The 26,748-nt window shown below is 70.1% G+C and carries 28 protein-coding genes; 21 read left to right on the top strand and 7 right to left on the bottom strand.

Going from position 1 to position 26,748, the window contains the following annotated elements:
• The first annotated feature begins 23 nt into the window (after nucleotides 1-23).
• Both J2S57_RS33335 and J2S57_RS33330 read left to right on the top strand, forming a co-directional pair.
• On the top strand, nucleotides 24-1,088 hold the full coding sequence (locus tag J2S57_RS33335) for an alkene reductase (RefSeq protein ID WP_307250225.1): 1,065 nt from the start codon (nucleotides 24-26) through the stop codon (nucleotides 1,086-1,088).
• A 244-nt stretch (nucleotides 1,089-1,332) separates the two neighbouring features.
• Nucleotides 1,333-2,973: an ABC transporter substrate-binding protein gene (locus J2S57_RS33330; protein WP_307250223.1), complete on the top strand. Its 1,641-nt coding sequence runs from the start codon at nucleotides 1,333-1,335 to the stop codon at nucleotides 2,971-2,973.
• 8 nt (nucleotides 2,974-2,981) lie between these two features.
• Here the strand turns inward: J2S57_RS33330 and J2S57_RS33325 are convergent, their stop codons facing one another.
• A complete protein-coding gene (locus J2S57_RS33325) occupies nucleotides 2,982-3,830 on the bottom strand; it encodes a helix-turn-helix transcriptional regulator (RefSeq protein ID WP_307250222.1) in 849 nt (282 codons plus the stop codon).
• A 214-nt stretch (nucleotides 3,831-4,044) separates the two neighbouring features.
• Here J2S57_RS33325 and J2S57_RS33320 point away from each other — a divergent pair, with 214 nt between their 5' ends.
• Entirely contained in the window at nucleotides 4,045-4,626 is a 582-nt protein-coding gene (locus J2S57_RS33320) for a TetR/AcrR family transcriptional regulator (RefSeq protein WP_307250220.1), read from the top strand.
• A 58-nt stretch (nucleotides 4,627-4,684) separates the two neighbouring features.
• Here J2S57_RS33320 and J2S57_RS33315 read toward each other — a convergent pair whose 3' ends face one another.
• The 5 genes from J2S57_RS33315 to J2S57_RS33295 form a co-directional block, all read right to left on the bottom strand.
• Nucleotides 4,685-5,185 carry a cupin domain-containing protein gene (locus J2S57_RS33315; RefSeq protein ID WP_307250217.1) on the bottom strand — a complete coding sequence of 167 codons (501 nt, stop codon included), beginning with the start codon at nucleotides 5,183-5,185 and terminating at the stop codon, nucleotides 4,685-4,687.
• Between the two features lie 24 nt (nucleotides 5,186-5,209).
• On the bottom strand, nucleotides 5,210-6,160 hold the full coding sequence (locus J2S57_RS33310; RefSeq protein WP_307250215.1) for an alpha/beta hydrolase: 951 nt from the start codon (nucleotides 6,158-6,160) through the stop codon (nucleotides 5,210-5,212).
• Between the two features lie 256 nt (nucleotides 6,161-6,416).
• Nucleotides 6,417-7,418, bottom strand: a complete 1,002-nt coding sequence (locus J2S57_RS33305; protein WP_307250213.1) for a transglutaminase-like domain-containing protein — start codon at nucleotides 7,416-7,418, stop codon at nucleotides 6,417-6,419.
• A gap of 125 nt (nucleotides 7,419-7,543) precedes the next feature.
• The gene (locus tag J2S57_RS33300) at nucleotides 7,544-7,720 is read right to left on the bottom strand and encodes a hypothetical protein (RefSeq protein ID WP_307250211.1); all 177 of its coding nucleotides are present in this window, start codon (nucleotides 7,718-7,720) and stop codon (nucleotides 7,544-7,546) included.
• 338 nt (nucleotides 7,721-8,058) lie between these two features.
• Entirely contained in the window at nucleotides 8,059-8,451 is a 393-nt protein-coding gene (locus J2S57_RS33295; protein ID WP_307250209.1) for a winged helix-turn-helix transcriptional regulator, read from the bottom strand.
• Here J2S57_RS33295 and J2S57_RS33290 point away from each other — a divergent pair.
• From J2S57_RS33290 to J2S57_RS33255, 8 genes are all read left to right on the top strand, one after another.
• Complete coding sequence (locus J2S57_RS33290; RefSeq protein WP_307250207.1) at nucleotides 8,436-9,344, top strand: enoyl-CoA hydratase/isomerase family protein; 909 nt, start codon at nucleotides 8,436-8,438, stop codon at nucleotides 9,342-9,344. The two genes, J2S57_RS33295 and J2S57_RS33290, sit on opposite strands and share 16 nt — an antisense overlap.
• A gap of 295 nt (nucleotides 9,345-9,639) precedes the next feature.
• Entirely contained in the window at nucleotides 9,640-10,428 is a 789-nt protein-coding gene (pcaH, locus tag J2S57_RS33285; protein WP_307250205.1) for a protocatechuate 3,4-dioxygenase subunit beta, read from the top strand.
• Nucleotides 10,421-10,972 (top strand): protocatechuate 3,4-dioxygenase subunit alpha, encoded by a 552-nt coding sequence (pcaG, locus tag J2S57_RS33280; RefSeq protein ID WP_307250203.1) that lies wholly within the window; start codon nucleotides 10,421-10,423, stop codon nucleotides 10,970-10,972. The genes pcaH and pcaG overlap by 8 nt, the downstream gene beginning before the upstream one ends.
• A complete protein-coding gene (locus J2S57_RS33275) occupies nucleotides 10,969-12,168 on the top strand; it encodes a lyase family protein (RefSeq protein WP_307250201.1) in 1,200 nt (399 codons plus the stop codon). The genes pcaG and J2S57_RS33275 overlap by 4 nt, the downstream gene beginning before the upstream one ends.
• A gap of 108 nt (nucleotides 12,169-12,276) precedes the next feature.
• Nucleotides 12,277-12,681 (top strand): 4-carboxymuconolactone decarboxylase, encoded by a 405-nt coding sequence (pcaC, locus tag J2S57_RS33270; RefSeq protein WP_307250199.1) that lies wholly within the window; start codon nucleotides 12,277-12,279, stop codon nucleotides 12,679-12,681.
• Nucleotides 12,674-12,817, top strand: coding sequence for a hypothetical protein (locus J2S57_RS33265; protein WP_307250197.1), 144 nt, complete (start codon nucleotides 12,674-12,676; stop codon nucleotides 12,815-12,817). The genes pcaC and J2S57_RS33265 overlap by 8 nt, the downstream gene beginning before the upstream one ends.
• Entirely contained in the window at nucleotides 12,817-13,473 is a 657-nt protein-coding gene (locus J2S57_RS33260; RefSeq protein ID WP_307250195.1) for a 3-oxoacid CoA-transferase subunit A, read from the top strand. The genes J2S57_RS33265 and J2S57_RS33260 overlap by 1 nt, the downstream gene beginning before the upstream one ends.
• On the top strand, nucleotides 13,470-14,111 hold the full coding sequence (locus tag J2S57_RS33255; protein WP_307250193.1) for a 3-oxoacid CoA-transferase subunit B: 642 nt from the start codon (nucleotides 13,470-13,472) through the stop codon (nucleotides 14,109-14,111). Before J2S57_RS33260 ends, J2S57_RS33255 begins: the two co-directional genes overlap by 4 nt.
• A gap of 55 nt (nucleotides 14,112-14,166) precedes the next feature.
• Here the strand turns inward: J2S57_RS33255 and J2S57_RS33250 are convergent, their stop codons facing one another.
• Entirely contained in the window at nucleotides 14,167-15,312 is a 1,146-nt protein-coding gene (locus J2S57_RS33250) for a pyridoxal phosphate-dependent aminotransferase (RefSeq protein ID WP_307250191.1), read from the bottom strand.
• Between the two features lie 321 nt (nucleotides 15,313-15,633).
• Between J2S57_RS33250 and J2S57_RS33245 the strand changes: the two genes are divergently transcribed.
• The 10 genes from J2S57_RS33245 to J2S57_RS33200 all read left to right on the top strand — a co-directional run bounded on the left by J2S57_RS33245 (nucleotide 15,634) and on the right by J2S57_RS33200 (nucleotide 26,657).
• Complete coding sequence (locus J2S57_RS33245; protein WP_307250189.1) at nucleotides 15,634-16,473, top strand: ABC transporter substrate-binding protein; 840 nt, start codon at nucleotides 15,634-15,636, stop codon at nucleotides 16,471-16,473.
• Nucleotides 16,473-17,387: an amino acid ABC transporter permease gene (locus J2S57_RS33240; protein ID WP_307250186.1), complete on the top strand. Its 915-nt coding sequence runs from the start codon at nucleotides 16,473-16,475 to the stop codon at nucleotides 17,385-17,387. Before J2S57_RS33245 ends, J2S57_RS33240 begins: the two co-directional genes overlap by 1 nt.
• Nucleotides 17,366-18,136, top strand: a complete 771-nt coding sequence (locus J2S57_RS33235; protein ID WP_307250184.1) for an amino acid ABC transporter ATP-binding protein — start codon at nucleotides 17,366-17,368, stop codon at nucleotides 18,134-18,136. The genes J2S57_RS33240 and J2S57_RS33235 overlap by 22 nt, the downstream gene beginning before the upstream one ends.
• A 7-nt stretch (nucleotides 18,137-18,143) precedes the next feature.
• Nucleotides 18,144-19,472 (top strand): winged helix-turn-helix domain-containing protein, encoded by a 1,329-nt coding sequence (locus J2S57_RS33230; protein ID WP_307250183.1) that lies wholly within the window; start codon nucleotides 18,144-18,146, stop codon nucleotides 19,470-19,472.
• Nucleotides 19,465-20,358, top strand: a complete 894-nt coding sequence (locus tag J2S57_RS33225; RefSeq protein WP_307250181.1) for a hypothetical protein — start codon at nucleotides 19,465-19,467, stop codon at nucleotides 20,356-20,358. The genes J2S57_RS33230 and J2S57_RS33225 overlap by 8 nt, the downstream gene beginning before the upstream one ends.
• A 1-nt stretch (nucleotide 20,359) precedes the next feature.
• Entirely contained in the window at nucleotides 20,360-21,346 is a 987-nt protein-coding gene (locus J2S57_RS33220; RefSeq protein WP_307250179.1) for a hypothetical protein, read from the top strand.
• A 111-nt stretch (nucleotides 21,347-21,457) separates the two neighbouring features.
• Complete coding sequence (locus tag J2S57_RS33215; RefSeq protein WP_307250177.1) at nucleotides 21,458-23,548, top strand: hydantoinase/oxoprolinase family protein; 2,091 nt, start codon at nucleotides 21,458-21,460, stop codon at nucleotides 23,546-23,548.
• Nucleotides 23,545-24,447 (top strand): hypothetical protein, encoded by a 903-nt coding sequence (locus tag J2S57_RS33210; RefSeq protein ID WP_307250175.1) that lies wholly within the window; start codon nucleotides 23,545-23,547, stop codon nucleotides 24,445-24,447. The genes J2S57_RS33215 and J2S57_RS33210 overlap by 4 nt, the downstream gene beginning before the upstream one ends.
• A gap of 9 nt (nucleotides 24,448-24,456) precedes the next feature.
• Entirely contained in the window at nucleotides 24,457-25,998 is a 1,542-nt protein-coding gene (locus tag J2S57_RS33205) for a hydantoinase B/oxoprolinase family protein (RefSeq protein ID WP_307250173.1), read from the top strand.
• A gap of 35 nt (nucleotides 25,999-26,033) precedes the next feature.
• Nucleotides 26,034-26,657: a DUF1989 domain-containing protein gene (locus J2S57_RS33200; RefSeq protein WP_307250171.1), complete on the top strand. Its 624-nt coding sequence runs from the start codon at nucleotides 26,034-26,036 to the stop codon at nucleotides 26,655-26,657.
• The last annotated feature ends 91 nt before the right edge of the window (nucleotides 26,658-26,748 follow it).

The following is a 26,748-nucleotide window of genomic DNA, read 5'->3' as shown; positions in this document are numbered from 1 at the left end:
GTTTTCACGAAGTGAGGAACCGCATGGACATCTGGACTCCCGCCCGGGTCGGGGCGCTGGAACTGCCGCACCGGCTCGCCATGGCCCCGATGACCCGAGACCGGTCGACGCCCGAGGGCGTCCCCACGGAACTGAACGTCGAGTACTACCGCCAGCGCGCGTCGATGGCCCTGATCGTCACCGAGGGAACCCAGCCGTCCGCCGACGGGCAAGGGTATCTGCTCACCCCGGGTATCTACACCGAGGCGCACACCGTCGGCTGGCGGAAGATCACTGATGCCGTGCACGAGGCCGGCGGCCACATCATCGTGCAGTTGATGCACACGGGCCGTATATCTCACCCGAGCAACACCCAGCACGGCCGTCAGTCGGTCGCCCCCTCGGCGGTGCGGCCGCAGGGTGCGATGTTCACCGCGAGCGGTCTGCAGGAGATGCCGGCGCCCCGGGAACTGAGCGTGGCGGAGATCGGCGAGGTGGTGCGTCAGTTCCGCCAGGCGGCGTCTGCGGCCATGGCGGCCGGCTTCGACGGCGTCGAGATCCACGGCGCCAGCGGATATCTGGTGCACCAGTTCCTTTCCAGCAATGCCAACCGGCGCACCGATGAGTACGGTGGAACCATCGCCAACCGGATCCGGTTCGCGGTCGACGTGGTCTCGGCCGTGGCTGATGAGATCGGGGCGGACCGCACGGGGTTGCGGGTCTCCCCGGGCAACCCGTACAACGACATGGCCGAGGACGACACGCACGAGCTGTACCTGGCGCTGGCCGCGGCTCTGTCCCCGGCGAATCTGGCCTATCTGCACCTGGTGCACACCGGCGACGAGGAGCTGCTCCGCGAGCTCCGTCAGAACTGGCCCACGGCCCTGCTGCTCAATCGCGGGGGTGCCACGATCGATGAGCGGATCGCTGACTTAGAGGCGGGCCTGGCCGATGTCATCACGGTCGGGGCGATGGCGCTGGCCAACCCGGACCTACCGGAGCGGATCCGTCGGGGGGCACCTCTGAACCAGCCGGATCCGGCCACTTTCTACGGTGGTGATCACCGGGGATACATCGACTATCCCACCCTGGAGCCGGTCCTCACCTGAGTTGATCACGAGGTGGTCCGGTTCGCCCGGCTCCGGTGTCGTACTGGACGATGTACCGATGACGACGATGGGGGCTCTCACCGGGGAGGGCCTCCATCTCATGGGCAGTTCGTATCGTGAGGTGAAAGTGGGCGCGGGGATGAGAAGTGGGCGCAGGATCGGCGCAGTCGCGGCAGCTGCCGCGCTGAGCATGGTGATCGCGGCGTGCGGGAGCGGTGATTCGCTGTCCGACAGCGATTCTGGGGTGACGTTCGACGCGGGCAGTCGCGGCGTCGTGAACTCGTCGGACGCCCGGGGCGGTTCGTTGCGGATGGCCAACCCCGGTGACTGGGACTCGCTGGACACCGGTGACACCTATTACGGCTACTCCTGGAATTTCGCGCGCCTGTACTCGCGCACCCTGGTCACCTACTCCTCCGCCCCCGGTGCTGAGGGAGCCACTCTCGTCCCTGATCTGGCTTCTGAACTGGGCAAGAGTTCCGACGGCGGGAAGACCTGGACGTACGCGCTCAAAGACGGTCTGACGTTTCAGGACGGGGCGCCGATCACGTCCGCTGATGTGAAGTACGCCGTGGAGCGGTCGCTGGACAAGGAGACCTTTCCCCACGGTCCAACCTATTTCAACGAGTTCCTCGCCGATGTACCGGACGGCTTCTCCGTGTACGAATCGGATACGGGACTGAGTTCGATCGAGACACCCGACGAGAAGACCATTGTCTTCCACCTGAACCGTGCATTCGCCGGGTTCGACTACCTGGCCGCCTTGCCGGTCACCGCGCCGGTTCCGCAGGCGAAGGACACCGGGACCAGATACCAGGAGCAGTACGTCTCGTCCGGGCCCTACAAGTTCGAAAGTTACGAGATCGCAGAATCTTTCACCCTGGTACGCAACGACGCGTGGGATCCGGCCACGGATCAGGTGCGCGGTGGTCTGCCCGACCGGATCGAGATGTCGCTGAACGTGGACCCGGACGACCTGGACCAGCGGCTGCTGTCGGGGGATCTGGACCTCGACGTCGCCAACCGGGGTCTGGGCAGCGCGGCGCGCGCGCAGGTTCTGGCCGACCCGGAACGTAAGAAACAGGCCGACGCGGCCGCCACCGCCAAGACCTGGTTCACCTCGATCAACGGTGAGGTCGCGCCGTTCGACAAGCTCGAGTGCCGCCAGGCCGTGATGTACGCGGTGGACCGCACCGGCTACCAGGCCGCTTTCGGTGGCCCGATCGGCGGCGGGGACGTGGCGACCGGCCTTCTGCCCCCGAGCATCCCGGGGCACAGGGCCATCGACGCATATCCGGTGAGCACGCCGACGGGTGACCTGGAAAAGGCCGAGCAGGCCCTGGCCGCCTGCGGCCGGCCAGACGGTTTCGAGACCAGTTACAGCTACCGCAACGAGATTCCCGTGGAGAAGGCGGCCGGTGAGGCGCTGCAGGCGGCCCTGGCCAGGGTCGGTATCACGGTGACGCTGAAGGGCTATCCGCAGAGCGATTACACCGCCCTGTACGCGGGAAAGCCCTCGTTCGCCAAGAAGGAGAACCTGGGGCTGCTGGCCAACGGCTGGATCGCGGACTGGCCGGACGGTTACGGCTTCCTGGCCCAGCTGGTCGACAGCCGGGTGATCCGGGAATCGGGCGGTGCCTACAACTTCAGCGTCCGTGACCCGCAGATCGACGCGATGATCGACGCAGCGGTCAGCGAGCTCGACGACAACGCTGCCCGCAAGGACTGGGCCGCCATCGACGCCAAGGTGGTGGAGGACGCCTGGGTGTATCCGGGGGTGTGGTCCAAGTCCTTGCTGTACCGGCCCAAGAGCCTCACGAACGTGTTCGTCAGCAGCGGTTTCGGCGGCTACGACTTTGCCGCGCTGGGAGTGGACCCGAACTGATAGCACGGTCAGGGAGACAGGCTGTGGTCGTTGCGGGTGCGGGCGACAAGGATGTCCAGCTTCGCCTGGCTGGGACTTCCCGGCTCGGCCGTGTAGACGAGCATCTCCTGGGCGCGCTCCGGGTCGACCACGGGCTGGCAGTACAGTTCCAGCTCGCCCAGCTCGGCATGGCAGTAGCGCTTGCTGTAGTGGTGATGGGTGACGCCGACCTCGTGACGGCGCCAGGTCTCGGCGAACTCCGGGCTGACCTCCAGCAGGGCCTCGACGATCTCGCGGGCCTGGCCTTTCGGGTCGGCGGTGTAGGCGGCGCGGATCTCGGCCGTGAACACCCGCCCACGCTCGGGGTGGTCCTCCGGAGGAAACAGCTCGCGGGCGACCGGATCCGTGTACCAGCGGTACACCAGGTAACGGGCGAGACCCTCGTAGCGCATGTAGTCATGGCCCAGCAGCGCGACGGCGGCGGCGTTGCGGCCCAGCGCCTCGCCGTAGCGGGACAGGACCAGGGCCGGGGTGTCGGACAGCCGCCCCAGCACCCGGGCGAAGGTCGGACTCAGCTCGTTCTCGTTGGCGATCCGGCCGGGTGCCGGATGGCCGGCCAGGGCGAACAGATGGTCCCGCTCGCTCGGGTTGAGATTCAGGACCCTGGCCAGGGCGGTCAGCATCTGCTCCGAGGGAATCGGGCCGCGCTGCTGCTCGATCCGGCCGTAATAGTCGGCCGACATGCCGGCCAGCGCGGAGAGTTCTTCACGCCGCAGGCCGCCGGTGCGTCGCCGCGGTCCTCGCGGCAGGCCGACGTCTTCCGGTTGCAGCGCCTCACGGCGAGTTCGGAGGAAGTCAGCCAGCAGGGCCCGGTCCATCGCTCAGTCTCCCGTAGGTTCCTGGGGCTCCGGGCGGCGTAGCGGGCGCACCATGTCCCATTCGTTCGGCCTCGGAACTGATCCATCCGTGGTGGCGACTCCGCCCGGGCCGGGCGGTGGTCCATCCATGGTGGACGACGCTAACCGAAACGGACGATTTCGTCCATTTGCGGTTTGGTTGTTCACCCGACAGAGGAAGGCGATTGACTAGAGCATGGCCACTGCGGGCATGTCCCCATCCGAACAACGAGAAAGACGCAGTGACGCCCACCGCAACCGTGAGCGCCTGGTGGCAGCCGCGATGAAGGCGGTTCACCGGGAGGGTCTGGCCGTGCCCATGGCCACGATCGCCGGTGACGCCAGGGTCGGGGTCGCCACGTTGTACCGCCATTTCCCGACCCGGGAGGACTTACTGGGGGACCTCACTCACCGGTCGTTCCAGCGGCTCCGGGAAAACCTGGCGGGCGCAGCCGCGGAAGGTGGCACGGCCACGCAGGTGCTGCGGATCTTCTGGTCGGCCGTCGTGCGGGATGCCGACGACCTGCTCCTGCCGCTGACCGGGGGGCCGACCGTGCTCGACGAGAGCACGAGGGCTGAGCAACGGGCGCTGCATGAGGAGATCGGTGGCGTGCTGCGGCGTGGGGCGCTGGACGGGACGATCCGGCGGGAGGTCGAAGCGTGGGACATCGCCTGGTTCGGGGCCATGCTGGCGCAGTCCGGCCATGAAGGTCAGACGTGGGAGGTGGTCTCCCTGCGTCTGATGGAGAGCTATCTGGCGGGGCTGGGTACTTCGTGAGCTCGGGGATACGCAGCTGATACGAGGAGCCCTCGGCAGAGGGCTCTTCGTATCGGGATCAGAGGAAGACGCTGCGATAGCTGTCGGCGAGTTCCGCTGCCCGGCGGCGCCTTTCCATCACCTCGTCCGGTGTCAGGTGCGAGGCGGGAGCGTCCGGGCCGGTGACGACGTCGCCGATTTTCTGGAAGTACTCGTCCTGGCCGGCCGGGGTGCACATGCACAGCATGCGGGCGGGCGCGCCGGAGACGTTGCGGAAGTTGTGCGGGGCGTTCGCCGGGATGTTGAGCGTGGTGCCGGCCCGGGCGACGTGCTTCTCGCCGCGGAAGGTGAACTCGATCTCGCCCTCCAGGACGGTGAACATTTCCTCGAAGTCGTGCCGGTGCGGGGGCGGGCCGCCGCCGTCGGGCACACGCATGTCGATCAGGCAGTAGGCCCCGTCGGTCTGCTCACCGGAGATGAGCATCGCGTACGTGTTGCCGACCAGCGAGATGTAGGTCGTGCTGGGGTCGTCGGGGCTGGTCACGGTCAAGGAACGGGACAGATCATCGTCGGGGATCATGGTGCTCTCCTTGTCGGCGGTGGTTCAGAGTGATCTGAGGACGCGGATGCGGTCGGCGATCGCGCGCCGGGCCACGTCGGAGGTGAAGGCGATGGAGTCGAACTCGTGCGGGGCGCCGGGGTGCAGGTGAAACTCGACCGGCACACCCGCGCGGCTGAGCTTGGCGGCGTAGGCGAGATCCTCGTCGCGGAAGAGGTCGAGCTGGCCAACCTCGATGTAGGCGGGCGGGAGGCCGGCAGCATCACCCAGACGGGCGGGCGCGGCGGTGGGCGGGACGCCGGGCCCGCCCGCACCCCCGCCGAGCAGGGCCGGCCACGCGGTGAGGCTGTCGTCCCTGGACCAGAGCAGGTAGGGCTCGATGTGGGAATCGGGTGCGGCGGGCTGGTCGTCCAGCATGGGCATGATCAGCAGTTGGTGGGCGATCTTCGGACCGCCGCGCTCGCGAGTCAGGATCGCCAGCGCCGCTGCCATACCGCCGCCGGCGCTGTCACCCATCACCCCGATTCGTTCGCGGTCCACGCCCAAATCGTCAGCGTGTTCATGGATCCAGAGCAGTGCGGCGTAGGCGTCTTCGAGCGGTGTCGGAAACGGGAATTCGGGCGCGCGGCGGTATTCCACGGACAGCATGGGCACGTGCGAGGCTGCCGTGTAGCGGGCGACGGGGCCGTCGAACAAGTCGATGTGCCCGAATATGTAGCCGCCGCCGTGGAGGAAGAGCACAGCCGGACCCGGCGTCGCGTCGTTCTTGGTGTACCAGCGCGCCGTGATCCGGGCGCCGTCGGTGGCGGTCACGGTGTAGTCGGTCATCGTGACGTCGGACGGGATGGGCTGGGCGTTGCTCGCGGCACCGATGATGGGTTCCCACAGGGCGCGCCGGCCGGCGATGTCACCCACCGCCGGCGGTCTGGCCTCGGCCATGGCGCCGGCCATGGGCGCCAGCGCCTGGGCGATTTCAGGATCCAGGGACAAAGACATGATGGTTCTCCTAGCGGGCGATGCGGGCTCGCGTGAACATGATGCTCGCACGGCAATAGGCGGCTTTCGGGCCGTCGGCTGTGGGCCCGCACCCAGCTTGGCGCGAGCCCGTAGCCGGTAGAAGGCCTAGATCAACCAGGGACCATTCGTACCCGGCTGTGTGGTCCCCCCAGCTTTTCCGCAGCCGTCCAACCGTGGCCTGCTGCCACCGCGGGAGGAGCCCGCGGTGGCAGCACTCAAGCGTCGACGGCCTTCGTCACCGGCTCCTGCTCAGACATCCTCCCGGATCGTCGTGGCCCACGCGACGAACTCCCGGGATCCCCGAAACCCGTTCCTGAGCGGCGGAACCTGCGGGCCTGTCATCCGTTACCGCGATGCGCTGGCCGGAGCGAGCGATGCTTCTGCCCGGGTGGAGGCGAGCATCCTCGGTGTACAGCGCGAGCAGGTCATGTTCGGCCTGCTGGTCACCCTCGTCGGAGGCCAGCAGGAGGCGGGCGACGTGATCAATGAGATCGAGGTCGCCCGGACGGGCCCTGGACACGTCATTCACCTTGGCGCCCCACAGGTCCCAGAGCAGCAGTTCATCCCCGAACCGGTGGGCCACCTCGTCGATCACGTAGTTGAACACGAACCAGTCCCCGGCGAGCGGGGATCCCTCGGCCACGCCGAACCGAGCGGCGTCGAGCGAGCCGTCCCGATGGCCGAGCCAGACCTGGGCGGCGCTCAGGAAGGGGGCGCCGGGGCCGGCCGGGATGTCCATGGGGGTGGGGAGAGCATCGAAGGGATCGGCAATCTCGGGGTCGAACCGCCTCCAGCGGCCCTCCATCCACACCTCCACGATGACGTGGTCGTGGTTCCAGGTGGGCGAGAGATAGGTGGCGAAACCCACTCTGCTGCGGGCCGGTACACCGAGCTGGCGCAGGGCGCCGACACAGAACAGGGTGTGGTCGCGGCAGCATCCCTGGACCCGCTCGGTGATCTTTCTGGGTGCTGTCAGCGGCGAACCGTGGCGGGACTGGTCGGTCTCGAGAATGTCCTCCAGCCGGCGCAGATGGATGTCTCCCGCGGTCGCTCCGGGCAAGGACTCACCGGACGCGCGATAGTGGACGATCACATTGCGGGCCAGCATCGAAAGGCGCTGAACCAGGTGGCCTTCGCCGGAAATGGCGTTGGTGAGCAGGGGTGCGTGTCTTCCCGGGCGGCTGTACGAACTCTGCCGGACGTGATCGACCGCGCCTCGCGGCGCCCCAACCTTCATGACGGGACCCTGCCAAAATCATCCGCGCGGTGTCTACAGATCTTCGGCAGGCGTCGTGTGGGGTACGCGCCTCCACCAGCGGGAGAACGGCTGTCGGCGCGCCGGCCACAGAACCGGCCCCAGCACTACGCGTCGGCCCAGCGCACGGGGTGACCGGTCGGATGGGTGGTCGGCCAGGACCCGTCGCCGATGGGTTCCAGGTCGTGGGCGTCACGGGCATGTGAGGTGAACTCGGCCTGGACCTCGCCGGGGCGAGGATCGACCCGGTAGCTGCGGAACCACCAGGCCGTCATCGCTCTCACCAGCGATCACCACCGCCGGCGTGTTCGGGTCCGGGTGGCCACCGCTCCACTCCACGAAGGCCTCGTCCGGACCCCTGGGCAGGAGGTCACATCCATCCCGCCCGAGGTCAACCGGGCCCGGTGGATCACCGAACCGTCCTGTCCCTCGCCCCCATCGAGCCGGACGTCGCCAGCAGCTCGATGTCGCAGCAGTAAGCCTTTTTCAGATCAGCCTGGGCGATCAGCGCACCGGATCGGGCATCGAGGGCCGGCCATGGCGTCGGGGCGGTAGAGCCGGAGCACCCGTTCGTGCGCGGACAGCAGACACCCGGGCCGGTGTCCGACGGATCCCCTCACCGTCACGTCGTCCTGTCGTAGGCATCTCTGTGCCGTTCGACTTCGGCGAGGTGATCGGCCGTCCAGGTCCGCAGAGCGAGGAACGGCTGCTCGAGCGTGCGCCCCAGTGGCGTGATCCGGTACTCCACGGCGATGGGGCGCTGGTTCAGCACCTCGCGCTCGACGAGTCCGTTGCGTTCCAGTCGTCGCAGTGTCTGCGTCAGCGATTTCTGAGTGATCCCGTCGAACTCGCGCTTGAGTTCGTTGAAGCGCCGCGGCTGTTGGCACAACGCGGCCAGCAGCAGCTGACCCCACTTGTCCAGGAGCTGATCCAGGAGCTCGCGTTGTGGTCCGACGATCGTGCCGGGGGCAACCTGATCCTCGCGGATACCAGGTTTCTTTGAAGTACCTGCCATACACCAGGTATACCGGAGATACCTCGATCCGAAGGAATCTCATGACCGACCAGTCCCTGCCCAGCCTCCATCTCAAGCGCCAGGACGGCGTGCTGTGGGTCTCGATCGACGCCCCGCCCGTCAACCTGATGACGGCCCAGCTGCTGCTGGACCTGGACGCCGTCGCCGCCTCGGCCGAGAACGATCCCGACCTCCAGGTCGTCGTGGTCCAGAGCGCCGATCCGGAGTTCTTCATCGCGCACGGTGACCTGACATTCGTGGAGGACCCCGCGACGTACGCCGCCCTCCCGATCGCGGAAGGGACGCTTGCCGGGACCGGCCCGATGATGCGGCTCCATGAACGCTGGCGCCGTCTGCCTCAGACCACCATCGCCAAGGTCGCAGGGCTCGCCCGCGGCGGTGGATCCGAGCTGGCCGCCAGTCTGGATCTGCGATTCGCGGCCCTCGAGACCGCGGCGTTCGGTCAGTTCGAGGCGTTGACCGGCATCGTCCCCGGGGCCGGGGCGACTGCCCACCTGCCACGCCTCGTGGGGCGCGCTCGCGCCCTCGAGATCGTGCTGACCGGCGATCTGGTTGACGCGGCGACCGCCGAGCGCTGGGGATGGGTGAACCGAGCTCTGCCCGCCGCGCAACTGGACGAATTCGTTGATCGGGTCGCACGGACCATCGCGACCCTGCCGGAGGGGGTCCGCGTCGCGGCCACCGCGGCGATCGACGCGGCCGACGGCCCGCTCGAGGACGCGCTGCGCGCGGAGGACCGCCTGCTCGGGGAAACGTTCACCCCCGCGTCCGGGGAACTGGCCAGGGCAGCACTCGCGGCCGGGGTTCCCGCCCGCGAGGTGGAGATGAACCTCGAAGAAGTCCTGCGGGCGAACCTCGTCCGACACCCGTGACGATCCGCGTCGCGGCCCCGGGCGTCACCCCTGAGACCGCGGCCCGGGAGGAGGCACTGGGCGGGCTCGGTCCCGGTGCGGTCGGGCCGGGGCGGAGCGGTTCTGACCAAAGACATTCCAGCTGAAGAGCTTTGGTGTTCTCCCGCCGGTGCTCGTCGCCGAACGCGGAAAGCACGGCCAGGAGGGTGATGCCACCGAAATCCCGGGAGTCATCCTGTTTCCGGGTGCAGTGCGTTCTTCCGCTCAGTGAAAGAACGGGATCGCCGCCGGGTTCGGGAGAACCTACCGTGACGACGTGCCCACCTCACTTCCCGGTCACGGAGCCGGAACGGCTCTCGAGCTGGAGCCGCAGGAGCAGCTCAGCGCGGAGATCGCCGCCGCCCAGGAGAACGTGCACCCCGGCGCGCGGCAGCCCCGTATCGACTTCCCGGCCTACCGTAGCTCGGTGCTACGGCACCCGACCAAGGACCTGCGCCACGCCGATCCCGAAGGGGTGGAACTCGTGGCCCCGGTCTTCGGTCACGGCGATGTCGACCCGATCGAGTCCGACCTGACGATCCAGGGCGACGGCGAGCCGATCGGCGAGCGGATGGTGCTGGCCGGGCGGGTCGTGGACGGCGACGGCCGGCCGGTGCGTCACCAGCTGGTCGAGATCTGGCAGGCCAACGCGGCGGGCCGCTACGTGCACAAGCACGACCAGCACCCGGCACCCGTCGACCCCCATTTCACCGGGGTGGGGCGCTGCCTGACCGATGCCGACGGGGCCTACCGTTTCGTCACGATCAAGCCCGGGCCCTACCCGTGGCGCAATCACCTGAAGGCCTGGCGCCCCGCCCACATTCACTTCTCGCTGTTCGGCACGGAGTTCACCCAGCGCCTGATCACCCAGATGTACTTCCCGGGCGATCCGCTCTTCGCGCTCGACCCGATCTACCAGTCCATCACCGAGCCGGGGGCCCGGGACCGGCTCGTGGCGGTCTACGACCACGGCCTCACCACGCACGAGTGGGCGACCGGCTACCGCTGGGACATCGTGCTGACCGGAACGCACTCGACCCCGCGGGAGCCCGAGGACCATGAGTGAGAACTCGTTCGCGGCCAGCCCGGGCCAGACCATCGGGCCGTTCTTCCACTACGCCCTGCCCTACGAGGGCGGCGGGCAGCTGGTTCCCCCCGCGGCCCCGGGATCGGTGTTCCTGCACGGCACCGTCTTCGACGGCGCCGGGGAGCCCGTCCCGGACGCCCTGGTCGAGATCCGCCAGGCCGACCCGCACGGCCACGTCCCCCGGCGCGAAGGATCACTGCACCGCGACGGGCACTTCACCGGGTGGGGCCGCGCCGCCACGAACGCCTCGGGCCGCTACCTGTTCACCACCCTGACGCCCGGGCCGGTGCACGGGGGCGCCGCGTTCTTCGGGATCACGCTCTTCGCCCGGGGGCTGCTCGATCGCCTGTTCACCCGGGCGTACCTGCCGGGGGAGTCGGACGCCTTCACCCGGTCGCTGACCGACGCCGAGCGCTCCACACTCCAGATCGAGGCCGACGCCGAGGGCGGCCTGCGGTTCGACATCCACCTTCAGGGCCCGGGCGAAACCGTCTTCCTCACCTTTCCCCGGCACGCGGCGTGAGCGGCCTGCTGACGCCCGGATCGCACCGGGCCGCCCGACTGGCCGACGACCGGGCCGTCCTGACCGCCCTGCTGCGGGTCGAGACCGCCTGGGCCCGGGTCCTGGCGCAGGCCGGAGCGGTTCCGCCGGAACAGGCCGAGGCCGTCGAACGCACCGCCGCCGTGCTGAAGGTCGACCTGAACGCGCTCGCCGCCGCCACCGAGGCCGCCGGCAACCCGGTCGTCCCCCTGCTCGCCGTTCTCAGGGAAGCCTGCGGGGACGCGGCCCCGGCCGTGCACCGGGGCCTCACCAGCCAGGACGTCATGGACAGCGCACTGATGCTCATCGGCCGGGCCTCGGTCGCGCGGGTGCGGGCCGACCTGGTCACGGCCGGCGACGACCTGGCGGCCCGGGCGCGGCTGCACCGTGACGACGTCACGGTGGCCCGCACGCTCAGCCAGTGGGCGGTCCCGACGACCTTCGGGCTGCGCTGCGCCCAGTGGCTGACCGGGATCGGCGAGGCCGTCACCCGGCTCGACACCCTGGTCTACCCCGTGCAGTACGGCGGCGCGGGCGGAACCCGGGCCCTGGGGACCGAGATCACCTCTCGCGCCGACCAGTCCGCGCTCGCCGAGACGTTCGCCGCGCTGCTCGGGCTGAGCCCGGCCGGGATCGGGTGGCACACCCGCCGGGCCGCCGTGACCGGCATCGGCGACGCCCTGACCCGGGTGACCGACGCGCTCGGGGTCGTCGCCAACGGGACCGTGCTGCTGGGCCGCCCGGAGATCGGCGAGGTCCGTGAGGGCCGGGCCCCCGGCCGCGGGGGTTCCTCGACCATGCCGCACAAGCAGAACCCGGTGCTGGGCATCCTGATCCGCTCGGCGGCCCTGCAGGCCCCGGCCCTGGCCCACCAGCTGCACGCGGCCGCAGCCGGGGCGGTCGACGAGCGCCCCGACGGCTCGTGGCACGCCGAATGGCCCGTGTTCACCCGGCTGTGCGAACTCACGGCCGTCGCCGCCTCGCAGGCGGCCGACCTGGTCCCGGGTCTGGTCGTGGACGTGGACCGGATGCGCGAACGCGCGCACGCGGCCGGAGGGGACCTGCTGTCCGAACGCGGGCCCGGCTCCGCGGAACCCGGCTCGTACCTGGGAGAGGCGTCCCTCCTGGTGGATGCCGCCGTCACGGCCTGGCAGGCCGTTCGTGACCGGCGGCGGTGAGTGCGACCTGGTTGTCCCATCCACGACCCGGGAGCGGCAGTCGATGCCGTCCCGGCTCCCGGCCGAAGACCCCACCGCGACAGCCCGTCTCATCTCTCAGGAGCCCCCGTGCCGCCGAACTACGCAGACCCCTACCAGCCCGGGATGAGCGTGCGCCGCGAGGTGCTCGGCGACGCCCACGTCGACCGGGCGGAGTCGGCCACGACACCCTTCACCGAGGACTTCCAGAGCTTCATCACCCGCTACGCCTGGGGCAGCGTCTGGACCCGCCCCGGGCTGGATCGCCGCAGCCGCTCCATCGCCGTCCTGACCGCCGTGCTGGCGCTCGGGCACTGGGACGAGTTCGCCATGCACGTGCGCGCGGCCCGCACCAACGGGCTCAGCGAGGAGGAGATCGCCGAGGTCATCCTCCAGTCGGCGGTCTACTGCGGTGTCCCGGTCGCCAACCACGGCTTCGCGGTGGCGCAGAAGGTTCTGCGCGACCTGGAAACCGAGGAGTCTCACCGTGACTGATGCCCACCCTTGCCAGGCCGTGCGCACCCCCTTCGGGCGGTTCGGCGGTGTCCGTGCCGACCAGCGACCCGACGGCCCGGCCGCGATCCGCGTCGGCGTGGGTCAGGCCCTCGCAGTGGTTCCGGAGGCGGTGTGATGGTGCGGTTCTCGTCAACGGTGGACGAGGCGGTCGCCGGAATCGATGACGGTGCCACGATTCTGGTGGGTGGGTTCGGGTCGGCGGGCCAGCCGGTGGAACTGATCGACGCTCTGCGCCGGCAGGGGGCCAGGGACCTCACCGTGGTCAGCAACAACGCCGGGAACGGGGATTTCGGGCTGGCCGCGTTGCTGGCGGCCGGGCGGGTGCGCAAGGTGGTGTGCTCCTTCCCGCGGCAGAGCGACTCGTGGGTCTTCGACGATCTGTACCGCGCCGGGAGGATCGAGCTCGAGGTGGTGCCGCAGGGCAACCTGGCCGAGCGGATGCGCGCGGCCGGGGCGGGGATCGGGGCGTTCTTCAGCCCGACCGGCGTCGGCACCCCGCTGGCGGAGGGCAAGGAGGAACGCACGATCGACGGGCGCGACTACGTGCTGGAATACCCGATCCACGGTGATGTCGCCCTGATCAAGGCGTTTCGGTCCGACGGGATGGGCAACCTCGTCTACCGCAAGACCGCGCGCAATTTCGGGCCGGTGATGGCCACGGCCGCCTCGACGACGATCGTGCAGGTGGACGCGGTGGTCGCGACCGGGCAGATCGATCCGGAAGTGGTGGTCACGCCGGGCATCTACGTGGATCGGGTGGTGGCCCGGTGACCGGGGTCCTGGGGCGTGACGAGCTCGCCGCCCTGGTCGCGCGGGACATCCCGCACGGCGCCTACGTGAATCTCGGCATCGGGCAGCCGACGACGGTGGCCGATCACCTGGCCCCCGGCAGCGGGGTGGTGCTGCACACCGAGAACGGCATGCTCGGCATGGGGAGGGCGGCTCGCGGCGACGAGGTGGACGCGGACCTGGTCAACGCGGGCAAGGTGCCGGTGACCGAGCCGGCCGGGGCCTCGTACTTCCATCATGCCGACAGTTTCGCGATGATGCGGGGCGGGCATCTGGACGTGTGTGTCCTCGGGGCTTTTCAGGTCTCGGCGCGCGGGGACCTGGCGAACTGGCACACCGGCGAACCGGGGGCGATCCCGGCCGTGGGCGGGGCGATGGACCTGGCGATCGGGGCGAAGCAGGTCTTCGTGATGATGAGCCTGTTCACCCGGGACGGACGCCCGAAAATCGTTCCGGCGTGCACGTATCCGCTGACCGGTCTGCGGTGTGTCAGCCGGGTCTACACCGATCACGGGGTCTTCGAGATCGGGGACGACGGGGTGCGGGTGCGTGAGACGTTCGGCCAGGCCGAGGCCGAGCTGCGCCGGTTGCTGGCTCCGGTCGAGCTGCTGTCGCGCTGACCCCTCCTTGGCCGCCGTGAGGCGGCCAAGGACCGGCATCCTGCGAGATCATGCCTCAACGTTCGTCCGTCGTGCCGTCCATCGACAGGACCTCCCGGACGATCGTCAGAGCCTTGTCGAGCGCGTCGTCGTCGGCGGTCAGGGCGATCCGCAGGAATCCGTCGGTGGCCGTGTAGACCGTCCCGGACGACACGACGACCCCGCGTTCTCGCAACCGGTCGCTCAGGTCGTTGCCGGTGCGCCCGGTCCGGCGGGCGTCCACCCAGAGGTAGAAGCCGCCCAGCCGTTCCAGTGACACGTCCTGTGCCCAGGGGCCGAGGGCGCTCAGAGCTCGCTCGAACCGGGCACGGTAGGCGGCGGCGAGATCGCGGCCCCGGTCGGGGAGCGAGCGCAGCGCTTCGATACCGACGAGCTGTGCTGTGACCGGCGCGCAGCCCGCTGTCGTGCCGTGCAGAGCCGCCACCGCGACCCGGAACTCCGGCGGGGAGATCAGGGCCCCGGCACGCAGCCCGGTCATCGAGTAGGTCTTGGAGAACGTCCGGGCGCTGAACGTGACGTCGTGCCCGCCGTGGGCCAGGGGCGAGGCAGCCCGGTCGCCGGAGAAGACGATGGCCTCGTAGGCCTCGTCCGAGAGGATGTAGGCCCGGTGCTCGCGAACCAGTGCGACCAGGGCACGCAGGGCCGCGGCGGAGGCCACGGCCCCCGTCGGGTTGGACGGAGAATTGACGACGACCAGGCGGGCACCCGCCCGAAGGCCCGCCGCGACGGCCTCAAGGTCGATCATGCCGTCACCGCCTGGGCCCTGCGGGTAGGTGTGGACGGTCACGCCGAGCCGCTCGGCCAGTACCCGGTAGTTCGGCCACGCCGGGTCCGGGATCACCACGCCCCCGCCGGGCACGCAGACCGCGGCCAGTGCCACGGCCACCGCACCGGTTCCGCCCAGGGTCACGACGACGTCGTCGAGCGCGGGCCGGAACCCGCTCGCGCGCTCGATGTCCCCGGCGATCTCCTCGCGCAACTCAGTCAGCCCGAGCTTGGGCGTGTACCCCGTCCGCCCGGCCCGCAGGCTGCGCACCGCGGCCTCGACCAGCCCGCTGGGCAGGGCCTGGTCGGGCTCACCGACGCTGAGGTCGATGTCGCCGGCGGCCACTTCCGGGGCCATCATCCGGCGCACCGCATCGTCCGTCGCGTCGTCGGGCATTTCGCACCTTACCTTCGTTTTCGGACCGGTCCTCGGGGATTGCCGGCCGTGATTCACAGAAGCCGCACAGCGATGTCGCTGTCCCCAATATGTCGGGAAACCGTGGTTGCCGTGCTCGATCTCGATCCTAGGCCGGGAAACCTGTCCTGAAAGTGTCTGGATCGGCGCGTCCGAAACGGTTGGAGAACCGGGCGTTTACACGGACGCAACCAGAGGCGATTCAGATGTGGGTGTCCCACCCCGGCCCAGCGTCTCCCAGGTCCCGCCCGGTCCCGTTCCAGTGAAACGGGTTCCGGATCAGTCCCCTCCGAACGGAGCACCATGCGCATTCATCGCTCGGCGTTCCTCGCCGCCGCCCTTCTGGTCCCGCTGACCGCCTGCTCCTCGGGCAGTTCGACCGGCAGCGATGCCGGCGGCGACTCCGCCGAGACCTCCCCGATCACCGCCGCGGCCGATCCCTCGCTGCTGCCCTACAACTTCCTCGGCGACGACAACTCCACGTGGGAAGGCATCAACGTCGACCTCGGTGCGGCGCTGTCCGAGAAGCTCGGCCGAACCGTCGAGTTCACCAGCGCCGGATTCGACACGATCATCCCGGGTCTCCAGTCGGGACGGTACGACATCGCCCTGACCGGCATGTTCGACACCCTGGAACGGCAGAAGACGGTCGACTTCGTCGATTATCTCAAGGCCGAGAACAATTTCGTGACCCGTAGTGACTTCCGCGACGTGGCCTCGATGGACGACCTGTGCGGCGAGAAAGTCGGTATCCCGGGTGGTGCGCTCGAGGCCGACCTGCTCACCGATGCGTCGAAAGCCTGTACGGACGCGGGTAAGAGCGCGATCCAGGTGAGCGAGTTCGCCGACCTGGATGCCGTCGTCCTGGCTCTGAAGTCGAAGCGCATCGACGTCAGCCCGAACGATTCGGCCGCGAACGCCTACATCCTGTCCCAGAACGAGGGTGCGATGAAGACGTCCGGTGGGTACCTGAACGAGGGCTACTTCGCTGCCGCCTTCCCGAAGGACAGCGAGCTCACGACGCGGTTCCAGACCGCATTCGACGAACTGATCACGGACGGCACCTACGCCGAGATCCTCGACAAGTGGGGCATCTCGTCCCGCGCGATGGACAAGACGTCGGTGAACGGGGCCACCTTCTGATGCTGACCGAAACCACCGGCCCGGGGCTGAAGGACGACGTCGTCGTCCCGCGGCCCCGGCCGTGGCGCTGGGTGGGCCGGGTCCTCGCGGTCGTGATCGTCGCGTCAGTGCTGTACTCGTTCACGACGAACGCCAACTACCAGTGGGACGTCGTACGGAGCTACCTGTTCGACTCCCGGATCCTCGACGGCCTGCGCACCACCCTGGTCCTGACCGCCGTCGGCATGGTCATCGCCGGCGTCCTCGGCCTGCTCCTGGCCGTGATGCGTCTGTCCGACAGCGCTCTCGTGCGCTCCTGCGCGGGCGCGTACATCTGGCTGTTCCGCGGCACACCGGTGCTGGTGCAGTTGATCCTCTGGTACAACCTGGCGATCCTGCTGCCCGAGGTGAAGATCGGTGTGCCGTTCGGGCCCACCCTGTGGTCCGCCGAGATGAACACCCTGATCACACCGTGGACGGCCGCGATCCTCGGTCTGGCGCTGAACGAGGCCGCCTACCTCGGCGAGATCGTCCGCTCCGGCATTCTGGCCGTGGAGCGTGGGCAGACCGAGGCCGCGCACGCGCTGGGCCTGAGCGGTGGCGACACGTTCCGGAAGATCGTGCTGCCGCAGGCCTTGCGGGTGATCGTGCCGCCCGCGTTCAACGAGCTGATCGGCCTGCTGAAGTACTCATCGGTGGTCAGTGTCATCGCACTGCCGGAACTGCTCTACTCGGGTCAGCTGATCTACGGCCGCACCTACGAGACGATCCCGGTGCTGCTGGTCGTGTGTATCTGGTACCTGGTCGTCGTCACCGTCCTGACCGCGCTCTGCAACCGGCTGGAACGCCGCCTGGGTGCGGGATTTCATCCCGGGGGCGGCGCCGCCCCGACGAACTCCGGAAGGTGGTCACGGTGGATCCGTCGCAACCCCTAGTCCAGATTCGCGGTCTCCGCAAGCGTTTCGGCCACCACGAGGTGCTGCACGGCATCGATCTGGATGTGACGGCCGGCGAGGTGCTGTGTCTGATCGGCGCGTCCGGCAGCGGGAAGTCCACGCTGTTGCGGTGTGTGAACCATCTCGAGCGCCCGGACGCGGGCCGGGTCACCGTGGGCGGTGAGCTGATCGGCCTGACCGAGCGCGGCGGGCGCCTGCACGAACTGCCGCCGAAACGGCTCCAGGCACAGCGCGCCAACATCGGTATGGTCTTCCAGCACTTCAATCTCTTTCCGCACCTCACGGTGCTCGAGAACGTGATCGCGGCTCCGATGCGGGTGCGCGGCTACACGCGCGACGCGGCCGTGGCCACTGCCCACGACCTGCTCAGCCGGGTCGGCCTGGAGCACAAGGCGGACGCCTACCCGCGCACGCTCTCGGGCGGTCAGCAGCAGCGCGTCGCGATCGCCCGCGGCCTGGCCATGCGCCCGCAGCTGATGCTGTTCGACGAGCCGACCTCCGCGCTCGACCCCGAACTGGTGGGCGAGGTGCTCGACGTGATGCGGTCGCTGGCGGCCGAGGGCATGACCATGATCGTGGTCACCCACGAAATGGGCTTCGCCCGGGAGGTCGCGCGCACGGTCGCGTTCATGGCCGACGGCAAGATCGTCGAGCAGGGGCCGCCGGCCGAGGTTCTGGGGAGCCCCGGTCACGAGCGCACTCGTTCGTTCCTGTCCAAGGTGCTCTGAGCGTCCCGTGCCCGCCCTCTCCGAGTCCGCGCTGCTGCGCGCCCTGACGCCGCGAGACCTGGCCGCCATGACCCCGGCCGTGTTGTGCGCCGAGGCCGGCTCGGCCGCCGCGGGTATCCACGCCAACGTCGGGCGTGGTGGCTGGCCGGCCGTCCGTACCGACGATGCGACCCGGGCGGCTCACACTGCCTCGGTGCGCGGCGCCCGCCTGGTGCTCGTCGGTGGCAGCGGGTTCGGCTGGGTGGCCCAGGCGGTGCGCAAGATCCGGACGGCCGGCTCGTTCCCGATCGCGGTCGTGGCCACCGAGCTGAGCGACGCCGAGGCGGTGGGCCTGCTCGACAGCGGCGCCACGGTCGTCATCGAGCCGCGGGCCGGCGCCCGGGAACTCGTCGCCCGGCTCGGGGCCCTGGGCCGCGGCGCGGGCGAGGAGGACGGGCAGGTGCGCTGGCTGCAGGCCGAGCAGATGCGGGTCGACCTCACCGCCCGGCGCTGCCTTCTCGGCCCGGACCGGATCGACCTGTCCACGATGGAGTTCGACCTGCTCGCGTTCCTGATGAGCCGGGCCCAGCAGGTGGTGCCGCTGGCCGAGATCCTCCAGCAGGTCTGGCGCTGGCATCAGGGTGACGGGGCGAACACGCTGCGTCTGCACATCGGCCGGATCCGGCGCAAACTCGGCGACACGGCGACCAGCCCGCGCTGGATCCGCTCGGTCCGCGGCATCGGGTACGAATTCCTTCCCGCAGTGGCCGAACTCGGCGAGGACCGCAGCGAGGAACGGCTGCGGCAGTCCATCGCCGTGCTCAACGCCCAGGCCGATGCGCTGGACGCGCTGGTCACCACGATCGGTGCGGCCCCGGACGTCCCGGCGATCGCCGAGACCGTGGTGCAGTGGGCGGTCGCCCGGGGATTCGCGGACGCCGCCACCATCTTCCGGATGCACGTCGGCGAGACGGGGGAGTCGCGAGCGGTTCTCGTCGCCTCGGCCGGAATGTCCGCGCGCTGGCGGCAGTCCATCGCGACCGGGCATCCGATCGGCGAGGGATTCCTCGGTGCCCAGGTCTACTCCAGCGGCGAGGTGGTCCAGCTGAGCGACATGAGCCGCCTGGTCAAGCGATTCCCGGTGACTGCCCGGATGTCCGCGGCCGAGGACCTGCACTCCTGCGTCCTGCTTCCGCTGCAGGCCCAGGGTCGGATCTGGGGAGACCTGGCGTTCGTCGGGCGCACCGTCCGGGCCTTCAACCCCTCCCGTACGGCCTATCTGCGGACGGTCGCCGGCGTCGTCGCCCTCGGCCTGTCGGCCCGGCTGGCTCACGAGAAGGAGGGTCCGCGTGGATAATGTCGTGCGGCAGTTGCGAGACCCGGATGTGGACGGCCTGATCGGCGACCAGGAGTCGCTGCTGGCCCTCATCGACGCTGTTCAGCTCTCCCTGGCCGACCTCGGCCGGGGAGAGGCCTGGCAGATGCCGAAGCGGATGATCCCCGCCGCCGACGGTGGCTTCTTCCTGTCCCTGGGCGGCTGCGTGCCCCGACTCGGCCTGGCCGCCGCGAAGTGGGCCTCCTACGTCCCTGGAACCCCCGGCCGGCACGGCAACTCGACGTCCACGATCATGGTGAGCGACGCGTCCTCCGGTGAACTGCGGGCCGTCGTCAGCGGGATGCGCGCCACTGCGCTGCGCACCGCAGCGTCCACGGTCGCCGCGATCCGGGCGGCCCGCCCCACCCTTCTCGACCCGTCCAGGAAGACCACCGTGGCCTTCTTCGGCTTCGGCGCCACCAACCGCACCGTGCTCGAGCTGCTCCAGCGCACCGGACTCGCCGCCGGCGTCGGCCGCGTCGTGGTCGTGGTCGCCACCCCCGAGGGGGCCGAGCGGGCCCGGAAACATCCGCTGGGCAGGGGGATCGAGCTGGTCGCCGGCACCGAGCCGACCTTGGCCGACGGTGCGGACCTGATCGTCACGGCCACCGGCTCCAGCGCCCCCGTCGTGTCGCTGACCGCGCTGGCCGAGGGCGGGCTCGGCGTCAGTCTCGACGGGAGCCGTACCTGGGTCACGGAACCGGGCGCCCACGTGCTCGACGACCAGTCCCGACCGGACGCCCCTCCCCCCGTCGCGCAACTCATCGCCGGGACGTTCGAGGGCCCGATGGATCGCCTGCTGCTCGACACCGCCGGATCGGCCGTGGCTGACGTCGCGACCGCGGCCGTGCTGCTCGGGGAGGGCTGACGTGCCCGTCCCCGTCCGCCCGGCCCTGGCCCTGGGCTGCGCCAGCGCGTTCTCCGCCCTGCCCGGGGCCTTCTACCACCGGGTGGCCGAGACCACCGGCTCGACCTGGAGCACGGTCTGGCTCTTCACCGGTCACGGACTGGCCGGGACCTTGGCCCTCACCGTGCTTCTCGCCCGATCCGGCCGGCCGCTGGCCCCCCGGGCGCTGCCGGTCCTTCTGGTCGCCGACGCCGCGGCCGGACTGCTGCTCGTGCTCGCCCCGGCGCCCGGCGGATTCGGGCTCCTGCTGGCCGGAAGACTTCTCACCGGAGCTCTTCTCGGGCTGATCACGACGCTGGCGACGGGCCTGCTCCTGGCCGCGCCGGGCGGCAGCCGGGTGGCCGTCGCGATGATCTTCGGCGGGGTCGGCGTGGGCTCGCTGGGTGCGGGCCTGCTGTCCGGCGCCGGGTGGTCGCGAGCGGCCGTGCTGGGACTCGGGGTGGCCGGGCTGATCTGTGCGGCGACGGTGGTCCTGCTCGATCCCGGACGCCCGGAGCACCTCGAGCGCGAGGCCCCGGTTTCGGGTGGGGAGACGTCGAACCGGGCCGTGGCCCTGGCGTTCGTCTCCAACGGCGTTCTTGCGCTGTTCACCTCGACCCTGCCGGGTGTGGTGGCCGATCACGGCTCCGGTTCGGCCCTGCTGGCCGGCTCGACGGCCGGGATCGTCATGCTCGCGGCGGGCGGCGCCCGGCTGGGCCTGACCCGGCTCCCGGCGACGGCCGGGCTGGGCGTGGCCGTGATCGGGGTATTCCTGTTCGGTGCGGGCCTGGCCCACGGCGGCGTGCCGCTCCTGCTGGCAGGTGGCCTCCTGCTCGGTGCCGCGGCCGGGATCGGGTACGACGCGGCGCTCAACCTGTCCTCAGGTGTGATCGGTCTGCACGCCGTGCAACGCGGCGGCCAGCTCGGGCTGGTCCTGCCCGTCCTCGTCTACCCACTGGTGGTGCGATGAAACCGCCACTGGTGGAGGAGCAGTCGACCCTTCTCATTCCGCCCCGTCCCCCGACCGCCTCGGCCGGCATCCCTGTTCCTGACCTTCCCTGAAACGACCGAGGAGTTCCACATGCGAGTGAGCTTCGATATTGGCGGCACCTTCACCGACCTGGTGCTGCTGGACGAGGTGACCGGCCGCGCCTGGCTGGGCAAGTGCCTGACCACGTACGACGACTTCAGCCGGGCCATCACCGAGGGTGTGGCCAGCGTGCTGGCCGCCGCCGGCGTGGGCCCGGCCGACGTCGACGGCTCCGTCGTCGGCGCGACCACCCTGGTGACGAACGCGCTGATCGAGCGGCGTGGCGCCCGCACCGCCCTGATCACCACGGCCGGGTTCGGCGACACCCTGGAGATCGGCCGGGAGTGGCGCTACGACCTGTACGACCCGGGTCTGGTGCTGCCCGAGCCGCTGGTGCCGGTCGAGCTGCGCTTCGAGGTGACCGAGCGGCTGCTGGCCGACGGCACCGTGCTGACGGCCCTGGCCGAGGACGAGGTTCACGAGATCGCAGGCCGGATGCGCGGTTCCGGCGTCGAGTCGGTGGCCGTCTGCCTGATCAACTCGTACGCCGACGCCCGGCACGAGGAGCGGATCGGCGAGATCCTGGCCGAGGCGCTGCCCGGGGTGCCGGTGACGCTGTCGTCGCGGCTGGCGCCGGTGATCCGCGAGTACGAGCGCACCGTCACGGCCCTGGCCAACGCCTACGTGCGGCCGGTGGCCGGTGAGCACTTCGCCGACATCGAGCGGGCCCTGGTCACCAGCGGCACCGACCGGCCGCTGAAGCTGATGCAGTCCAACGGCGGCGTGGCGTCCGTGCCCACCGCCCGCGAGCACCCGCTGCGTCTTCTCGAGTCCGGCCCGGCGGCGGGGGCCCTGGGTGCGGCCGCGATCGGCCGTCAGCTCGGTCTGGACCAGCTCCTGGCGTTCGACATGGGCGGCACCACGGCGAAGGTCTGTATCATCGAGAACCACGAGCCGACGGTGCATCACGGGTTCGAGGTCGGGCGCGTGCACCGGCTCAAGGCGGGCAGCGGCCTGCCGGTCTCGATGCCGGTCGTGGACATGCTCGAGATCGGCGCGGGCGGAGGCTCGATCGCCGCGCTCGACGACCTCGGTCTGCTGAAGGTCGGCCCGCACTCGGCCGGATCCCGGCCCGGACCGGCCGGTTACGGCCTCGGTGGCGACCGCCCCACGGTGACCGACGCCGACATCGTGCTCGGCTACCTCGACCCCGACTACTTCCTCGGCGGCCGGATGAGCCTCGACGTCGAGGCCTCGGCCCGGGCGATGACCGAGAAGCTGGGCAGCGCGTTCGGTGGGGACCCGGTCGCCGCCGCGGCCGGCGTGGCCCGGGTGGTTGACGAGCACATGGCCCTGGCGATCCAGGTGCACGCGACCGAGCGTGGCTACGATCCAAGGGGTTTCACCATGCTGGCCTTCGGTGGCGCCGCGCCCGTGCACGCCGCGCGGGTCGCCCGCATCCTCGGCCTGCGCCGGGTCGTGGTGCCCAGCGCGGCCGGGGTGCTGTCAGCCACCGGCTTGCTGATCGCGCCGCCGATGGCCGAGATGTCCCGGACCCGCCTGACCGAGCTGGCCGACTTCACCGACGGTACGCCCGCCGGCATCTTCGGTGCGCTCGTCGACGAGGCCGCCGCCGAACTCGGGGAGGCACCCGAGCGGGTCGAGCGGTACGTCGACATGCGTTTCGTCGGGCAGGGGTTCGAGATCGAGGTGCACGTCGGGGAGAACGACGGGCCGGACGAGTACCTGGCCGCCTTCGGCGAGGAGTACCTGCGCATCTACGGCGTGCGGCCCGAGTACACCCGGGCCGAGGTCGTCAACTGGCGTGTGCGCGCGTTCGCCGCGTTCACGCGTCCTCAATTGGCCCGGACCGTACCGACGTCCACATCGACGACGGCCGCGCAGCGCACGCGCGAGGTGTGGTTCCCCGAGACCGGTCTCACCCAGGCACCGGTGCTGCGCCTGCTGGAGCTGCCGGCCGGGTTCCGCCTGGTCGGCCCGGCCGTGCTGCAGCTGCCCGAGTCCACCGCGGTGATCGGCCCGGGTGACCTGGCCGAGCTCGACGAGCACGGCAACCTGCACATCAGCATCGACCTGCCCGTCGTGGGCGAGGCGTCGGCGAAGACGGAGGTCACGGCGTGACGCTCGAGAAGGCCCGGCAGATCCTGGAATCCGCGGCCCTGTCCATCGGTGAGCCGGTCGAGGCCGCCACCAGCACCGGCCGGTTCGCCGACGGAGGCTGGTACAAGTGGGAGGTGGCCGGGGCGTTCGACGCGTCCTCCGTCGAGGGCCTGGTGAATCGCCTGAGGCCGCACGGTATTCAGCTGCACCAGGTCACGAACACGGTCGGGACGTTCCGCTACCTCGACGAGCAGATCACCGAACTGGTCGCGGCCTGCCGCCGGCACGGTGTGCAGCTGCGGATGTCCGTCGGGCCGCGCGGCCAGTTCGACCTCGGGCCGCAGAAACTCGCCTCCGGCACGGTCGCCGCCGCCTCGGCCTACCGCCTGCGTGGTGCCGACCAGCTGCTCTACGCGGTCGACGACGTGCTGCACGCGATCGGGCTCGGCGTGGGCGGATTCCTGGTCTTCGACGAGGGCCTGCTCAGCGTTCTGGCCCGGGCCAAGACGGACGGGCTGCTCCCCGGGGGGATCCGGCTGAAGGCGTCCTCCAACATGGGCGCCTCCAACCCGGCGCACGCCCGGCTGCTGGCCTCGATCGGTGCGGACTCGGTGAACCTGCAGCGGGATCTCGACGTCCGCATGCTCGCGGCCGTGCGGGGGGCGACCGACGTGGCGCTGGACGTGCACACGGACAACCCACGCAGCACCGGGGGGATCGTGCGCGGCTACGACGTGCCCGAGATGGTGCGGGTGGCGGCGCCGATCTACCTCAAGACGGGTAATGCGGCCCAGGACTTCTCCGAGACTGCCCCCTCGGAGCGAGAACTCGATGCGATCGCGCACCAGCTGCGCCTGGACCACCAGATCCTGACCCGGCTGTTCCCGGCCGCCACCCCGTCCAACACCCCAGAGTTCTAGGAGACCGCGATGACCACCTGGGATGCCGCCACCCTGCAGATCGTCTGGCAGCGACTGATCTCCGTGGCCGACGAGATGGCCGCCGTGCTGCTGCGCACGGCCTTCAGCTCGGTCGTGCGCGAGTCCAACGACCTGGCCTGCGCCGTGCTCACCGCCGACGGTGAGCTACTGGTCGAGTACGGCCGATCCGTACCGGTTTTCACCGGGACCGTGGCCGGGACCGTCAGTGCCATGGTCGAGCAGTTCGGCGTCGAGAACCTGCGCCCCGGCGACGTGATCGCCACGAACGACCCCTGGTTCGGCAACACCCACCTGCCCGACCTGACCGCGGCCACGCCGGTGTTCCGGGAGGGGCGGATCGTGGCCTACGTCGCCAGCATCTGCCACCTGTCCGACATCGGCGGGACGTCCGAGGGTGCCTTCGCCCAGGACATCTACGAGGAGGGCTTCTGCCTGCCGCCGGTCAAGCTCGTCGAGCAGGGCCGGCCGAACCAGCTCGTCCGCTCGATCCTGGCCCGCAACGTCCGGGTGCCCGGGCAGGTGCTCGGTGACGTCGACGCCCTGATCGCGGCGAACTCCCTGGGCGAGCGCCGGATCCAGGCCATGCTCGACGGGGACGCCTCGCTCGACCTGGACGAGGCGGCCCGGCACATCTGCGCGGCCACCGAGACGGCCGTGCGCCGCTCGATCGGGGCGATCCCGGACGGCACCTACACGGCCGAGATCGACCTGGACGGTTTCGAGGAGCCGAAGACGATCCGGGTGGCCGTCGAGGTCACCGGCAGCGAGTTGGTCGTCGACTACGAGGGGACGTCGTCGCAGAGCCGGTACGGCATCAACTCGGCCTCGCCCACCCATGGTTACACCCGCTACGGCCTGGCCTGCCTGCTCGCTCCAGACGTCCCCAACAACGCCGGGGCCCTGCGCCCGGTGACGATCCGGGTGCCCAAGGGGTCCCTGCTCAACCCGACCCACACCGCGGCCGTGTCGGCGAACTTCCCGGCCCACGCGATCCCGTCCGTGCTCTCCCGGGCCCTGCTCGGCCCACTGCCCGAACAGGTCTCGGCCGCAGCCGGAACGCCGTTCTGGGTGGTCGGTATCCGGGGTGAGAAGGACAGCGGCCCGTTCGCGTCCCTGCTGTGCTTCAACGGGGGCCAGGGCGCCTCGAAGGGCCGTGACGGCTACGCCACGCTCTCCACACCGTCGAACGTCTCGAACACCCCGGTCGAGGTGGTCGAGGCGACCGCCCCGGTCCTCGTCGAGAGCAAGCGGATCGTGCGGGGCTCGGGCGGGACCGGGCAGTGGCGCGGAGGGGAGGGGCAGGAGGTCGTCCTGGTCTCCCGGCACTCAGATCCGCTCGACGTCATCTTCCTGACCGAGCGCATCCAGCATCCGGCGCCCGGCCTGGCCGGCGGTGATGCGGGCGCCCCCGGCACCCTGCGGGTCGACGACGTCGATGTGGACGAACCCAAGGGCCGCGTCGCGCTGGCACCCGGCTCTCGCATCCTGCTGCGCACCCCCGGTGGCGGCGGCTACGGCCCCGTCCGATGAACCCCCCTGTTCCAGAAACGGAAGGAACCCCCGACATGAGCACGACCGCGACCACCGAGTGGTCTGCCCCCGGCCGCACGGTGCTGCCGCCCAAGGGCCGTCTGGCCCTGAAACTGCGCGCCGGGCAGCGGGTCAGCGTGGTGGACCTGGAAGGCCAGCAGGTGATGGACTTCATCGCCTCGATGGTCGAGGACCCGAACGAACGCCTGTCGGCGATGTTCACCCGGGTCAGCATGGGCAAGTGGGACCTCCAGGAGGGGTACACGATCTACTCCGACCGCTGCCGCCCGATGTTCAAGGTGGTCAAGGACGATGTCGGCATCCACAACATGACCGGTGGCTACTGCTCGAAGTACTCCAACTCGATCCGCTACGGCGTGGAGGAGACCTGGGGGTGCCTGGACAACCTCATCGGTGACTGGCAGGAGTTCGGCCTGGATCCCACCGCGATCAACCCGGACCAGTGCATCTCGCTGTTCATGCGGATCCTGCACCACGACGACGGCCGGATGGAGATCACCGAGCCGACCTCGAGGCCCGGGGACACGATCGTGCTCGAGGCACTGGCCGACATGTACGTCGGGTTCTCGAACTGCCCCGAGGAACACAATCCCTGCAACGCCTTCCACGTGACGCCGATGGCAGTCGTCGTGGAGTGAGGCCCGCCCCCGGGGCACGGACGCCCGGGCCCACCTCATCGGTCTGCGCCTGAGGTGGTGCACGGTGGCCGTTCGGGATCCGGCGTTCGGA

The sequence above is a fragment of the Kineosporia succinea genome, assembly GCF_030811555.1.
Taxonomy (GTDB): Bacteria; Actinomycetota; Actinomycetes; order Actinomycetales; family Kineosporiaceae; genus Kineosporia; species Kineosporia succinea.
This window is presented reverse-complemented; position numbering and strand designations above follow the sequence as displayed.